General features: G+C 54.8%; 12 protein-coding genes and 1 tRNA gene. 1 reads left to right on the top strand and 12 read right to left on the bottom strand.

The features are described from left to right. Positions 1-313: 313 nt before the first annotated feature. The 3 genes from ABD890_RS21940 to ABD890_RS21930 all read right to left on the bottom strand — a co-directional run bounded on the left by ABD890_RS21940 (position 314) and on the right by ABD890_RS21930 (position 2,483). Positions 314-697 carry a DUF488 family protein, N3 subclade gene (locus ABD890_RS21940; RefSeq protein ID WP_345094588.1) on the bottom strand — a complete coding sequence of 128 codons (384 nt, stop codon included), beginning with the start codon at positions 695-697 and terminating at the stop codon, positions 314-316. Between the two features lie 130 nt (positions 698-827). Next, positions 828-1,934, bottom strand: coding sequence for a slipin family protein (locus ABD890_RS21935; RefSeq protein ID WP_345094586.1), 1,107 nt, complete (start codon positions 1,932-1,934; stop codon positions 828-830). A 473-nt stretch (positions 1,935-2,407) separates the two neighbouring features. After that, positions 2,408-2,483: transfer RNA gene (locus tag ABD890_RS21930), tRNA-Ser, on the bottom strand. A gap of 451 nt (positions 2,484-2,934) precedes the next feature. On the opposite strand from ABD890_RS21930, the gene ABD890_RS21925 reads away from it, so the two are divergent. After that, positions 2,935-4,866, top strand: a complete 1,932-nt coding sequence (locus tag ABD890_RS21925) for an ATP-binding cassette domain-containing protein (protein WP_345094584.1) — start codon at positions 2,935-2,937, stop codon at positions 4,864-4,866. Here ABD890_RS21925 and ABD890_RS21920 read toward each other — a convergent pair. The 9 genes from ABD890_RS21920 to ABD890_RS21880 form a co-directional block, all read right to left on the bottom strand. Beyond that, on the bottom strand, positions 4,863-5,426 hold the full coding sequence (locus ABD890_RS21920) for a cytochrome c oxidase subunit 3 (RefSeq protein ID WP_345094582.1): 564 nt from the start codon (positions 5,424-5,426) through the stop codon (positions 4,863-4,865). The genes ABD890_RS21925 and ABD890_RS21920 overlap by 4 nt on opposite strands. A 90-nt stretch (positions 5,427-5,516) precedes the next feature. Beyond that, on the bottom strand, positions 5,517-5,888 hold the full coding sequence (locus ABD890_RS21915; RefSeq protein WP_345094580.1) for a cytochrome C oxidase subunit IV family protein: 372 nt from the start codon (positions 5,886-5,888) through the stop codon (positions 5,517-5,519). A gap of 18 nt (positions 5,889-5,906) precedes the next feature. Further along, a complete protein-coding gene (locus tag ABD890_RS21910) occupies positions 5,907-6,809 on the bottom strand; it encodes a cytochrome c oxidase subunit 3 family protein (protein ID WP_345094578.1) in 903 nt (300 codons plus the stop codon). Between the two features lie 62 nt (positions 6,810-6,871). Continuing rightward, positions 6,872-8,575 (bottom strand): cytochrome c oxidase subunit I, encoded by a 1,704-nt coding sequence (locus tag ABD890_RS21905; protein ID WP_345094577.1) that lies wholly within the window; start codon positions 8,573-8,575, stop codon positions 6,872-6,874. Positions 8,576-8,600: 25 nt separating this feature from the next. Next, positions 8,601-9,611, bottom strand: coding sequence for a cytochrome c oxidase subunit II (gene coxB, locus ABD890_RS21900; protein WP_345094575.1), 1,011 nt, complete (start codon positions 9,609-9,611; stop codon positions 8,601-8,603). A gap of 46 nt (positions 9,612-9,657) precedes the next feature. Continuing rightward, positions 9,658-10,527 carry an SCO family protein gene (locus ABD890_RS21895; protein WP_345094573.1) on the bottom strand — a complete coding sequence of 290 codons (870 nt, stop codon included), beginning with the start codon at positions 10,525-10,527 and terminating at the stop codon, positions 9,658-9,660. A 24-nt stretch (positions 10,528-10,551) separates the two neighbouring features. Beyond that, positions 10,552-10,935, bottom strand: coding sequence for a hypothetical protein (locus ABD890_RS21890; RefSeq protein ID WP_345094572.1), 384 nt, complete (start codon positions 10,933-10,935; stop codon positions 10,552-10,554). A gap of 13 nt (positions 10,936-10,948) precedes the next feature. Further along, positions 10,949-12,202, bottom strand: a complete 1,254-nt coding sequence (locus ABD890_RS21885) for a quinol:cytochrome C oxidoreductase (RefSeq protein ID WP_345094570.1) — start codon at positions 12,200-12,202, stop codon at positions 10,949-10,951. Positions 12,203-12,207: 5 nt separating this feature from the next. Beyond that, positions 12,208-13,635 carry a quinol:electron acceptor oxidoreductase subunit ActD gene (locus ABD890_RS21880; RefSeq protein ID WP_345094568.1) on the bottom strand — a complete coding sequence of 476 codons (1,428 nt, stop codon included), beginning with the start codon at positions 13,633-13,635 and terminating at the stop codon, positions 12,208-12,210. Positions 13,636-13,639: the final 4 nt, after the last annotated feature.

Genomic DNA, 13,639 nt, shown 5'->3' with positions numbered 1-13,639 from the left:
GAGAAACGGCGTCGCAGTAGATAATAGTGGAAGAGAAGGCCCCGCTGCGAAAAAACTACTCTTTGCCAAATAACTTAGTTGTCGCAATTGCTAAAGGCGTGCGCGGTGCGGCTGCTGAAGGAGGCAGCAGCCTCGCGAGCTTTGCGCTCAACGGCCTACTCACTCTAGGGATGTAAGACCGAATATCGCAAAAGTGGCGTTCTAATCGACGAGAAGTCGTAACGAATGGATAAGAAATACCTGAGCAAGCGGTGTTCAGTTGCTTAGAGATGCTACGCGGTAAAGGAAGGTTGCGTAGACTTGCCCGTAAGATTTATTTCTCAGGAAACCAGACTTCCAGTTCCGGGTAATACGTTTGCATGAACTGGAGTGCTAGCCAGGTATGGCAGTGCCGCACATCCGGGTTCTTTTGCGTCGGGCAGCTACACCCTAGATAAACGTCTTCCTGCAGGGCCATCTCGGCAAGTTGATCGAAACCTGCCCGATCGTCCGCGAATCGTTGATTCAACAGGGCGAGATAATCACGACGAAATCGCGCGAAGTGGTCGTCACCAGTCTGACCGAGATACGCCTCGACGATTTCCTGAGTCGGCCGCAAGATATGGCGCGTACGATAGCGAGTGTCTTGACGCACACCGTCCGGAAGCGGACCGGCATCAGCGGGGCGACGTCGATAGATCGTATAACGAGAGAGCATGGTAGATTGCGATGTTTGGGACAAGCATGGGGAAGAACCGTCTCATGCTACCACCGTTGGGGTCCCGATCGCCAGTTCTCTCAGCGCCTGAAAGAAGCCTGCTGCTTCCAGCGAAACAGCAGGCTTGAAACTACAACAGGTTGATGACTCGGTCGGCCAGGCCCTTTTCACCGAGCACGATGTTCATCTTGCCCGCCGTGGCGATCTTTTCGAGAACCTCCAGTTCTCGCAGACGCATCAGCGTTGGACTATCAGCCAGCAGCTTGGCAGTGTTGGCCTGACTACGGATCGCCGCCGTCTCCTCACGACGCACGATCAGGTTGGCTTCGGCCGCCTTCTTGGCTTCCGTTACCTTGTTCATCAGGTCCTTCATCTCGCCTGGCAGAATCACGTCGCGGATACCTACGCTGAGGATCTCCAGGCCGAGTTCTCCGGCGTGACGTCGCACGGCAGCTTCGAGTTCTTCCGCGACCGCATCCTTGTCGGTCAGGAAGTTGTCGAGTTCGCGTGCGCCAACAACGCTTCGCAGCGCCAACTGGGCATCGCGGTATAGCGATTGGCGGACGTCGCTGGTCGTCGTCACCGCCTTCACGGCATCGACCACCTTGTACGTCACGACCGCGTTCATCCGCAGCGAAACCTTGTCGAACGTCATGATGTCCTGGCCAACGATGTCGACCATGGTTTCCCGCAGGTCGACTTCGACGATCCGAGCATCTGCCGGACCACGCCAGAACGCGTACGTGCCTGGGCTCAGCGTTTCCGCAAAGCGACCATTGAGGAATAGGACGCCGACGCATTCACGCTCGACGTCACAGATATCCAATTGAACACGAGCCGTCGCATCGCGAGCGATCGTCTTCAAGTCGGCATGCACGAAACGAACGTCGCGGGCATCGAACGTTTCGACATTCACGTTACGAATCTTCGTCCACAACGCGTACAGGCCTGGGCCGAGCACGCGGCTGAAACGACCGTCGATCCATACAATGGCACGTTCGTGCTGCTTCAAGTCAACGATAATCGCGCGGTCTTGCAACGCACCCGACTGAACGATGAGGTCCAGTTGGTTATGGGCAATGTACGGGTCACGCTGCGAACAGACATCAACGCGGATCTTACCCAGTGGATCAAACACAAAGTGCTGGCCTGGATCAAGGATCTGCGCGAAGTCTCCGTCGCGGAACAACAGTCCCAGTTCGTGGCGATGAATCTTGATTTGCTTGAAGAACAACATGTTGCACCTCCTCGCGGTACAACCGAACGAAAAATATCGGATTGAAAAAAGGCGTGGGTGATGCCACGCGCACAGTGTTGAATTTTAAAAATGACACCTTTGGCAAACGGACGTTCGCTTGGGTCCCAACAAATCACGCGGAGCGAGCCATGAACGGCCATCGTCCTGGGCGAACTTGGGTTGCAATCGTCAGGCGGCAGACATCTGCGATGCCTGCCTTGCCTGACGAAATTCGCCGTCGTTCGACACCAGGTCTGGTGACGGTTCATCGAAACGCTGCAAGGCGTTACGATGCTGGTGCTTTGGCCAACACGGGCAGCATCGATCCGATCGACGTCGCCGAAACGAAATCGATCGAACTTCTGCCAACACCGGCTCGCCAAAGCGGACCTGGCGACCGCCCGCTTACCGCTGGCGATCAATGGTGGAGGCTTTCGCCCCCGGTGGAAGCTGGTGGCTTCAAACCAGCTAGTTGGTTGGATGGACAGGAATCGAACCTGCAACAATCAGTTTTCTAAGCTGATGCTCTTACCGTTGAGCTACCATCAAACGAGTTCACGATTCAGAAACCGTAACACGGAATCCTGGTTGCCAACCTGTGTTTGCATGGGCACCAGGACCGCCGGACATGAACTCGGTCGAACCTTACCAAGGCGATTCCGCAGGAGTCGAACCTGACCGGTCACCATCCAATGGAAGGCAACTTGCACCACGAGGTTTCGGAATCGCGTAGAAAGAGTGGACACCTCCCCACTAGCGTGGTTCACCCTGAGCGGTAAATTCGATCTGGAAATCCTTGGGATGCGAGGTGCCATGAGCCGAGATTTACTGCCTGGGAATCTTGTTTTGCGGGGGAAATTGCCGTGAAGAGAGCCTTGCTGGGCCTTTTGCGAATCGACAAGATTCGCGACGATAGAGGGAATACCTGGGAATCACTTTCGTTTCCCGTCGAATTCGTTCCTCCTCGTGCCAGGCTGCCTGATTCAGGCCATCCATTGCCATGCCGCTGATTACGCTGAAAAACGTACGTCATTCGTACCACGATCGTCCTCTCTTCACCGATGTGAACCTGGTGCTGGAACCAGGTCAGCGTGTCTGTTTGATGGGGCGAAACGGTGCCGGGAAGTCGACCCTGCTGAAAATTCTGGCGGGCGAAGTCACACCGGACGAGGGTGAAGTTGCCTTGGCCACCGGTCTGACGCGGGCTCAGATGGCCCAGACCGTGCCAACCGACGATCGAGGAACCGTCTTTGATGTAGTGGCTGACGGCGTCGGGGAAATGGCAGCGATCCTTCGCGAATACCATACACTGACCCATCAACTAGCCGAGAACGCCAGCGACGACGTGGCTCGCCGAATCGATGAACTGCAGCACGAGATCGATACCCAGGATGGCTGGAATCTGCAAAACCAGATCGAGCAAACCTTGACCCGGACCGGGCTCGACGGTGACTTGATTTTTCAAAAGCTGTCGGCCGGAATGAAACGTCGCGTACTTCTGGCGCGGGCGTTGGTCAATGAACCAGACTTGTTGCTGCTCGACGAACCGACGAACCACTTGGACATCGACTCGATCATCTGGCTCGAAAAGCTACTGATGGGAATCTCGTCGTCGATCATCTTCGTTACGCACGACCGGACGTTCGCGCGGAAGCTGGCAACTCGCGTCGTTGATGTCGATCGAGGTCGCGTTACCAGTTGGGCTTGTGGTTATGACGAATATTTGAAACGCAAAGCGGCGGCACTCGATGCCGAAGAAAAAGAACAGGCCCTGTTCGACAAGAAACTGGCAATCGAGGAAACCTGGATTCGTCAGGGAATTAAAGCTCGGCGAACCCGCAACGAAGGTCGCGTCCGTGCGTTGAAGGTGATGCGCGAAGAGTATCGTGATCGTCGCAAGCACGTCGGCAGTGTCAAAATGGAAGCCCACGTCGGAGATCGTTCCGGGCAACTCGTTTTCAAGGCCGACAGTCTGGCCCATCGGTTTGGCGATTTGCGAATCGTGAACGATTTCTCGACTGCGATCATGCGGGGAGACAAAGTCGGCGTGATTGGCCGCAACGGGATTGGCAAGTCGACGCTGCTGCGGATTTTGCTGGGGCAATTGAAGCCAGACGGAGGTGAAGTGAAGGTCGGCACCAATGTGCAGATCGCTTACTTCGATCAGCTTCAAGCCCGGCTCGACCCGGATCAAACGCTTCGTGAAAACATCGGAGAAGGAAACGAATTCGTCCAGGTAAACGGCAAGTCGAAACACGTCGTGGGCTATCTGCAGGAGTTTCTATTCACGCCTGAGCAAGCCAACCGGGCAATCAAGTTCTTAAGCGGTGGCGAACGTAACCGGCTTTTGCTGGCGCAATTGTTTGCCAAGCCATCCAACGTTCTGGTCCTCGACGAACCGACGAACGATCTCGATTCCGACACGATGGAACTGCTGGAAGACCTGGTGGTCAATTACCCAGGCACAATGCTGGTGGTGAGCCACGATCGTGAGTTTTTGAACAACGTGGTGACCAGCACCATCTCGTTCGAGGGGAATGGTATCGTGCTGGAATACGCCGGTGGCTACGACGACTATCTGATTCAGCAAAAGAAGGATAGCACTCCACCGTTCGAGCCTCCTAAGCCTGAAGCCAGGCCAGCAGTCGCTGTTGCCGAGAAGCCTGCTCCCGAGAAGAAACCAGCCGACAAGCCGCGAGGACGCAAGCTGAGTTATAAAGAGCAACGCGAACTCGAAAGCTTGCCAGAGAAGATCGAGTCGCTGGAAGCGGAGCAGGAACAGATTCAGGCCAAGATGGCCGATCCTGGCTTCTATCAAAAGCCGCAAGACGAGATCAAGCAAGTCACGCAGCGACTTGAATCGATTGGCGACGAACTTCTGATGGCACTAGAACGCTGGGAAGAGCTGGCCACCATTCAGGAAGGCAGCTAACGGCTCAGCAGAAAGATGCCGAGCATCACGATCCACACGACATCCAGGAAGTGCCAATACATGGCGCAGATGTCGACGCCCCAGTGCTTCTCGTGATCGTAGTAGTGGCGTCGCGCTCGCATGACGACGCCGCTTAGAAACGACATGCCGCCTACCACGTGCAAGGCGTGCACCAGCACCAGAAAGAACATCAAGGCAAACTGCTTGGTCGTTCCATCTTCTAACGCTGCCATGTGCAGTTCGAGCAGGGCATGTAGCCCAACCGTCTGGAAGCCAAGAAACACCAGCGATAATGCTGCAGCGGAATACAGCCAGCGGCGGAATGGAACCTGGCGTTCCCGTCGAACATTCACGACTGCCTTATGCATCGCAAAGCTGACCAGGAACATGCAAAGCGTGCTCAGCAGCAGGCTCGGGGGGAAGGTGTTCAGCGGAATCGCCGGAGCCTTCGAGGCAATCCGGATGATTCCGTAGGCCACCATGCCTGACAGAAAGAATGCTGTTAGCGATGCCGTGAACAGGTAGAACCCGAATTTAGCCTGATATTCATCGCGGCGCATGAGAATCGGGGAGAAAGAATTCCTGAGCATCGCAGGGACCAGAGTCGAGGCCGATGGAAACAATGACGCCCATCGGCCTTGATCAGGTGATTAAGGAGTTTCAACGATCTCTGTCGTGGCGTTGTAGTACGCTTCGATCGCTGGTTGGTACTCGTTCGAGTCGAGCAACGCGATGCCGATAAACAGCGCTACGAAGCCAAAACAGAACAGGAACATCAGGATATTGAACGGCTTATCCCAGCGAAGGTGCATGAAATAAGTCGCGACCAGGCCTGCCTTCAGAGTGGCGATCGCCAACGCGATGAAGATATCGATTTCGCCGAGATCTTGATCCGCGATGAAGACGGTTAGGCCTGTGAAAAACAGCAGGGCCAGAAACGTTCCAATCATGATCGGAATCGGCATGACGTGAGCCAGGCCGTGATCGTGATCGTCGGAATGTTGGGTGGTATGGTCAGACATTGCAGGCTTACCAGTGGCTTAGGAACGGATCAGGTACAGAAGCGGGAACAAGTAAATCCAGATCAAGTCGACCAAGTGCCAGTACAAACCGACATAGTCAACCGGACCGAAGTACTCGGAGCTGAAGTCGCCACGAATCGAGCGACTCAGCAACCAACCAATGGCGATCATACCAGCGACGATATGGAAACCATGCAATCCGGTCATCATGTAATAGATGCCGAAGAATATCTGTGTATTGCGAGGGGCATCGAGGAACTGCTCGGGACCGCCGTGGCCATCGTGACCGTGCGAGTCGTGGGCGGCAGCGTGCTCGTCACCGTGCTCTTCTGAAGGATGAGCGTCGACTGCTTCCGCTTCCGAAACCGCGTGGGCTTCTGCCTCTTTCTTTTCCTCGGCCTGCTTGGCGAGGTTCTCTTCCACTTCCTCGTGCAGTTCCTGGAAATCGGCAGGATGCTGCAGTTGGTACATCACATTTTCGCGACCGGTATACAAACCGAGGTCGAACTTGTGGGTGTACTCGAAGTATTTGATCACGAGGAACACGCCTGCCAAAGCGAGCGTGGCACTCAGCAACCAAATCAGTAACTTCTTCTGGTTCAACTGGGCAGCACGGACAGCCCAGGCCATCGTCAAGCTACTGATGATCAGCACGACCGTATTAGTCGCACCCAGCGTCGTGTTGAGCTGCTTGTGAGCGTAAAGGAAGATCTCTGGATGGTTGTACCGGTAGATGATGTAGGCACAAAACAACCCGCTGAACATCAGGATTTCCGTGAACAGGAAAAGCCAGATGCCAAGTTTACCCGAGTCGAATTGCTGCTGCATCGTCTCGAAGTGGTGAGCCTGAAACGGGCTATGACCGTGATGGTCATCTCCCGCATGATGGGCTTGGTCTTGGTGGTCGACGGCGGCGCTCATAGGGCTATTTCGTTTCTAAACGTCGTCTCAATACGGAATGAGGGAAGTGTCTGCGGCGATCTTTAGTGGTGGTCTGAAGCCGGTTTGGCGTTCGGATCTTTAACGTAGCCACCCACCTGAGGATCGTACTTCAATTGGCTGTAATCGTAGGGCGAACCCACGTGCGGAGCGTGCTCGAAGTTGTAGAAAGGTGGTGGGCTCGTGCAGGTCCATTCCAACGTCGCGGCACCCCAAGGGTTCGCAGGAGCCTTACGGCCGTTGAACAGCGACCAAACCAACACGGCAACGGCACCCACCATGCCCAGCCCCAGGACAATTGCCCCGAGCGTCGAAAGCTGGTGGAAGATCTGGTATTCAGGATCGTAAGTCGCATAACGACGAGGCATACCACGCGAGCCCATGATGAACTGCGGGAAGAAGGTCAGGTTAAAGCCGATGAAGACCACCAGGCAGAAGAACCGTCCCCAAGCTTCGTTGTACATCACGCCGAACATCTTCGGCCACCAGTGGTACAAGCCACCGACGAAGGCGATGACGGTACCGCCCATCATCACATAGTGGAAGTGAGCCACAACGAAGTAGGTATCGTGCAGGTGAATGTCGGTTGCCAGGGCACCCAGGAACAGACCGGTCAGACCGCCGATGGCGAACAGGAAGATGAACGACAAGGCGTAGCACATCGGCGTCGCCAGGTTGATATTCCCCTTGTACATCGTGGCCAGCCAGTTGAAGACCTTAATGGCCGACGGAATCGACACGCTAAAGGTCAAACCGCTAAAGATCACCGCGGCCATTGGGCTTTGACCACTCACAAACATGTGGTGACCCCAAACCAGGAAGCCGAGCAAAGCGATCGCGATCGAGCTGTAAGCGATGAACGTGTAACCGAAGATTGGCTTACGGCTGTAAACCGACATCAGTTCGCTCATGATACCCATCGCTGGGAGAATCATGATGTACACGGCTGGATGCGAGTAGAACCAGAAAAAGTGCTGGTACAAAACCGGGTCGCCACCCATCGAAGGATCGAACACGCCGATCCCGAGCAGGCGTTCAGCCATCAGCAGTAGCAGCGTGATACCGAGAACTGGGGTGGCCAGAATCTGGATGATCGCCGTGGCGTAGATGGCCCACATGAACAATGGCATCTTGAACCAGGACATGCCTGGAGGACGCATGGTGTTCACGGTCACAATAAAGTTCAGGCCAGTGAAGATCGAGCTGAAACCAAGGATGAACGCACCAATAGTGGCCGCGATCACGTTGGTCTGCGTTTCGATACTGTAGGGCGTGTAGAACGTCCAGCCAGTATCCAGGCCGGTCGTGAACAACGCGATCAGGAAGAAGATCGCACCAATCACCCACAGGTGGAAACTGGCGAGGTTCATGCGAGGAAAAGCCACGTCCTTGGCACCCACCATCAATGGCAGCACAAAGTTACCCAGGGCGGCTGGCACGCTGGGAATGATGAACAAAAAGGTCATCACTGCCCCGTGCAGGGTGAACAGCTGGTTGTAAGTGTTCATGTTCACCCAGGTTTCGGGGAACAAGCCGTTTGGCATCAACAAGTGGATACGCAACAGCAGGGCAAACAACCCGCCCAGGAAGAACGAGGTGAAGATACCGACCAGGTACATCACGCCGATTCGTTTGTGATCGAGCGTGAAGGCCCACGAGAGGAACCCGCTCGAACAGGTCAGGTAGTTCGAGCTCGGATCGTCGTTGTGGCCGATGTCGAGTTTAGTGTCTGGAGTAATCGTGGACATGGCTTGGCTGCCCTATGGAAAATTCTTACTTAAGCGACTTGAGGTAAGCGATGATCGCTGTGATCTCGTCGTCTTTGAGCAACTGAGGGGTGAAGACCGTCATACCAGGCTTGCGGCCTTCGACGATCTTGGCGTTTGGTTGTCGAATCGATTCACGAACGTAGTTTTCGTCCATGGTGACAGTTTCGGTGGTGCCGCGAGCAGTAACCTTGCGTTCGGTTCCCCACTGACCATTGAGTGGCGGACCGGCGTACTTGGCGGACATGTCACCTTCAATCGAGTGGCACTGAGCACAGCCCTTTCGCTTGAAGAGAATCTCACCAGCTTCCGCTGGCGAGCGTCCTTCAAGGATATTGGCGGCTTTTTCAACCCAGACATCGAACTCGCCCGGCTCGTGAACGAAGACCTTCGCACGCATCGCCGAGTGCTTTTCACCGCAGTATTCCGCACAAAACAGGTTCATCGGCAGATGACCGTCTTTGGCGTTTTCATCATTCGGATCTGGAGCTTCGGTGGTGTCGGTAGCGATAACCCAGGTCGACGTATAACGACCCGGAACGCAGTCCATCTTGATCCGGAATGCTGGAATGTAAAAGCTGTGCAGCACGTCGCCCGACTGAAGCAGAAACTTCACAGGACGATCGACCGGGATGTGCAGTTCGTCTGATTCAGCCCCATTTGGATAAACGAAAAGCCAGTTCCATTTCGATGCCCTGACATTAATTTCATAGGCATTTTCCGGTGCTTCTCGCATGTTGAGGTAGCCGGTGAAACCATAGAAGAAGATCACCCCGACCAGCAGCGAAGGAATCACGCTCCAGGTGATTTCCAGCACTTCATGATGCGACGGCGACGGTTCTTCCTTGTGACCAGGACGCTGATAATACCTCAGCACGAAGTACACCATCGCGAATACGATGCCGACGAAGAAGATCGCCGAAAGGTAGTAGATGAAGTCGAACAGACCATCCACGCTGCCCGCCACCGAGGATCGCTCGGGCGGGAAGAACATGGTATCCGCCAAGATGGATTGCATGGTTGAGCCTAGTACTTGGACCATCTCGTACTGTCTTACCTACTTGCTAGGTTGCCTGCGTCGGAGCATGCCGACCGGCCTGGTTGGAATTGTCACTACGAGGACTGCTGGTTCGGCGACGTAGCACCCAAAACGGAAACAGTCCCACAGCCAGGCAGACGATCGTGGTAAACGCGCCCAACTGCATTATCTTCACGGCTTGTGGTCCATAACGACCGGCCGTTTCATCGTACATGAAGCACGTGAGGATGATTTGATCCATCGTCGTGCCAATTTTGCCTTCGCTCGCTTCGACCAGCGACAACCTTAAGGTCGGCTCGTCGAATTGAACGCCGTAAATGTATCGAGAGATCCGCCCGTCCGGTGTGCAAAGCATCAACACGGCGTTGTGGGCATACTCTTTTCGCTCAGGCACGTATCGAAACTGAAACCCGGTTGCCTTGGCGACCTTCAGGATCGATTTGTCGGTTCCGACCAGGAAGTGCCAGCCATCGGCCGTGCCGGGGCGATCATAATCCTGGTAGTAACGAAGCCGTGTCTGGGCGGCTCGCTGATGTGGTTCTCGAGGATCAATGCTGATCGAAACGACCTGGAAGTCTTTGCCAACGCTTTCTTCCATGCCACTCAAGGTCATTACTAAGCCATTGAGCTGCTGTTGGCACAGCATTGGGCAATTCGAGTAGTTGAGCGACAAGATGACCGGCCTCTTACCGTCAAAGTAATCGCCAAGGCGAATTACTAGTCCTCGATCGTCCGTGAACTTAGTATCGAGAGGAAGTTGCTCGTTAAGGTGTTCTTCAACACCAAGCCCGTCAACTTCCTTCGGGGTTTCGTTCAACTGGGCGAAGGCGGACGTACAGATCGACAGGCAGAAAACTACTGTCCAAATCGGCCGGATTGTCGCACAACCTCGCATTCTATCCTTGGCTACCGCGAACGGTTATTTCGATTCGTATTGCTCGGCGACCACTTTCATGGCCTGCTCGATCGGCATACTGATCACCTGGTCCTTTTTGTTAACCCAGGCATAACCGCTGTTAAGCTGCTCTTTCTGGGCACTCAGGACGCTATCTACCTCGTTCAAACGAACGTCGACCACCTTGGTTTTGAATTCCATCTGTTCGTACTGTAAGTATGCAGCCTGCAATCCGAGGATGCAGATCAGCGTAACAGCAGCACTGACGAAACCGACCAGAGCAATCATTGGGGTGTTCAGGTCGTCGTACTGGGGACCGGATGGTTCCGCGCCCATCTCTTCAACCGAGACTTCTGCGGTGTTATCAACCGGTTCTTGTTCGTGCGAGTCTTCAGTGACTTCCGACATCAAATCACCCTAATTAATGATTCTGAAGGGCCAACGATTCTTGCAGGCGTGGATCCTTCAGCGGAACCAGCGGCTTATCGGTGGCAAACCAAATCAGGAAGCTAATATAAACACCGCCAATACCGACGATGCAGCACACGTCGATCAGACCAAAACTCGGAGCGGCGGTGCCATGGGCAACCTGCGGCATCACGATGTAGTAGAGGTCGACGTAGTGCATGACCAGGATCAACAAGGCCCAGCAAACCAACGCATACTTGTTGCGGCGGATGTGGCGGGACATGACCCCGAAAAATGGGATGAAGAAGTGACCGAAGATCAGGGCGATGGCGACGTAGGCCCAACCATTTTCCTGACGACGAAGGTACCAGCCGGTTTCTTCCGGAATGTTCGCGTACCAGATCAGCAGGAACTGACTGAAAGCGATGTAGGCCCAGAAGAGGGTGAACCCGAAGGTGTACTTACCCAAGTCGTGGTAATGTTCCTTGGTGATGATGCCTTCCAGCTTGCCACTCTGCTGCAACAGGAATACCGTCAGCGTCAGGAAAGCGAAGAAGCTCAGGGCACAACCGGCGAAGAAGTAGACGCCGAAAATCGTGCTGAACCAGTGAGGATCGAGCGACATCAGCCAGTCGAACGAGGCGAACGTGACCGTCAGGGCGAACGTGACAACGGCCAGCGAACTCCACTTCTGCATCTTCAGCGTGATCGCTTTGTCGCCGTTGGAATCTTGGGCCAGCGAGTTCAAGAAGAAGTAGCGGGCAATGCAGATCCAGGCACTGAAGTAGATGATTGCACGAATCGCGAAGAACGTTGGGTTCAGGTAAGGCGACTTGTGGGCAATCAATTGATCGTAGTGGGAGGAATCCTTGTTCCACAGTTCTGGATTGTTCCACTCAAACAGCGAGTGACTGCCGAACACGACAGGCAGCAGGATGATAAGGAACAACGCAGCCATCGGAATGAGGTTTTGCGTGATCAGTTCGCAAATTCGACGGACGACCACACTCCAGCCTGCGCGAGTCAGGTGGTGGATCGGCACGAAGAACAAGGCACCCAGCGAAATGCTGAGGAAGTAAACGAAGCTGGTGAGGTACGAGAAGTAGAAGTACGACGAACTGTCGGAGAACTTCCCGATCAACCACGCCACGATCAGCAGTCCGGCGCCGCCGAACAGTCCGAGGACACGCAACGACTGCCAAGCCGGGCTGATGCGGATCGATTCGTCGTCCGTCACCGTGATTGTGGGTTTGTGATGACCGCCCATGTTGCTTACTGACCCTTAATTTCCAATTCTTTCATCTCGACAGCCGGAATCTCGGCTGGTGTCCCGGTCCGCGTCTTCTGCAGAGCTCGGACGTACGTCACGATCGCCCAACGATCTTCCGTTGGAATCTGATCGGCGTATCCCTTCATCTTGCGGATACCGTTCGTGATGGTGTTGTAGATCTTTCCGTCAGGCTGCGTCAGCAGGTAGTCGGTGTGCAAGTTGGTTGGTGGAACCCACGTTGGCTCCTGCCGCTGCAGAGCACGCTGAGAAACCAAACCGTCGCCGTCGCCTGCCAGGCCGTGGCAGACCGAGCAGTAGATGTTGTAGCGATTGCGACCACGCTCGAGCGTTGCCATGTTGATTTCGATCGGTGCGATCTTGACCCAATTTGGTTCTGGTTCTTCCGGCTGAGCTGGGGCGGCCGCTTCTTCAGTGGGCTTATCCTCGGCAGGCTTCTCTTCCATTGGCTTTTCTTCAGCCGCTGGCTCTTCGGCAGGTTTGTCTTCCTCTGCGTTGGCTTCTTCTGCTGGCTTCTCGCCTTCTTCCTTCGGAGGCTCTTCTTCCTGCAGGAAGGCAACGTTTTGCTGATCCATTTCTGGAACGATACCGGTCAGCAAGATCGGATCGACATATTCGCCACGAGCAACCGTACCCGCGATCCGAGGACGCATCGTACGACCATCGGCGAAGACATGGCTAACGGTTTGCGTGTCACCACGAAGCTGAACGTCCATATCGCGAATCGGATTGATACGCGGAACGGTCGCGGTGTCGTTGTAGGCTCGCCATAACAACAGTGGTGGAATCAAAGCCAGGACCGAAACGCCGATTCCAACAAACTTGAAGACCTTAGGGATCTCGTTGCTCGATGGATCGTCGAAGACTTCAATCACGGCCGTCTGACCGATGAAGCTGTCGAACAGCTCGCGGGTCTTCTTTGGCTTGAACTTTTCGTCGGCGACACCCACGGTCAAGAAGAACTTGTCGTCGGTGGCTCGGGCAAATTCAGGAACCCGGAACAGTGGGTTCGAGAAGGTTGGCATCCGGTTGAGCAGCAGCATGCCGAGGAACACGGCGATGGCAGCGTGCAAAATCGTCAGTTCGAAGATCACCGGAATGTTCGCTGGCAAGCTGAACAGCGGCTTCGCCGAAATGATGAACGGGTAGAACTCCACGTTCGTGATGTACTGCAGTGCCAGACCAGCACTACCACCCATCAAACCGAGAGCAAGCACAATCCATGGGAGGATGGTTGGCTTGATGCCCAGGGCATCGTCGATTCCATGGAGCGGGAATGGGGTGTAGGCGTCGGTATTGGTGTAACCTGCCTTCCGCACTTTTTCGCACGCCGCCAACAACGAGTCGGGGTCGTCGAATTGTGCCATCAGCCCAATCAGCTTTTGGTCCGGATTGTTCGGGTCTTGTGCCATCTAT

It is taken from the genome of Bremerella cremea (genome assembly GCF_039541315.1).
Taxonomy (GTDB): Bacteria; Planctomycetota; Planctomycetia; order Pirellulales; family Pirellulaceae; genus Bremerella; species Bremerella cremea.
The sequence above is the reverse complement of the archived record's forward strand: the minus strand, read 5'-3'. Positions and strand labels throughout refer to the sequence as shown.

Excerpts from the sequence above, each read along its gene's own strand:
- ABD890_RS21905 (WP_345094577.1), bottom strand. The coding sequence starts at position 8,575 with ATGTCCACGATTACTCCAGACACTAAACTCGACATCGGCCACAACGAC.
- ABD890_RS21935 (WP_345094586.1), bottom strand. The coding sequence starts at position 1,934 with ATGTTGTTCTTCAAGCAAATCAAGATTCATCGCCACGAACTGGGACTG.
- ABD890_RS21925 (WP_345094584.1), top strand. The coding sequence starts at position 2,935 with ATGCCGCTGATTACGCTGAAAAACGTACGTCATTCGTACCACGATCGT.
- ABD890_RS21940 (WP_345094588.1), bottom strand. The coding sequence starts at position 697 with ATGCTCTCTCGTTATACGATCTATCGACGTCGCCCCGCTGATGCCGGT.
- coxB (WP_345094575.1), bottom strand. The coding sequence starts at position 9,611 with ATGCAATCCATCTTGGCGGATACCATGTTCTTCCCGCCCGAGCGATCC.
- ABD890_RS21890 (WP_345094572.1), bottom strand. The coding sequence starts at position 10,935 with ATGTCGGAAGTCACTGAAGACTCGCACGAACAAGAACCGGTTGATAAC.
- ABD890_RS21915 (WP_345094580.1), bottom strand. The coding sequence starts at position 5,888 with ATGTCTGACCATACCACCCAACATTCCGACGATCACGATCACGGCCTG.
- ABD890_RS21895 (WP_345094573.1), bottom strand. The coding sequence starts at position 10,527 with ATGCGAGGTTGTGCGACAATCCGGCCGATTTGGACAGTAGTTTTCTGC.
- ABD890_RS21880 (WP_345094568.1), bottom strand. The coding sequence starts at position 13,635 with ATGGCACAAGACCCGAACAATCCGGACCAAAAGCTGATTGGGCTGATG.
- ABD890_RS21910 (WP_345094578.1), bottom strand. The coding sequence starts at position 6,809 with ATGAGCGCCGCCGTCGACCACCAAGACCAAGCCCATCATGCGGGAGAT.
- ABD890_RS21920 (WP_345094582.1), bottom strand. The coding sequence starts at position 5,426 with ATGCGCCGCGATGAATATCAGGCTAAATTCGGGTTCTACCTGTTCACG.
- ABD890_RS21885 (WP_345094570.1), bottom strand. The coding sequence starts at position 12,202 with ATGGGCGGTCATCACAAACCCACAATCACGGTGACGGACGACGAATCG.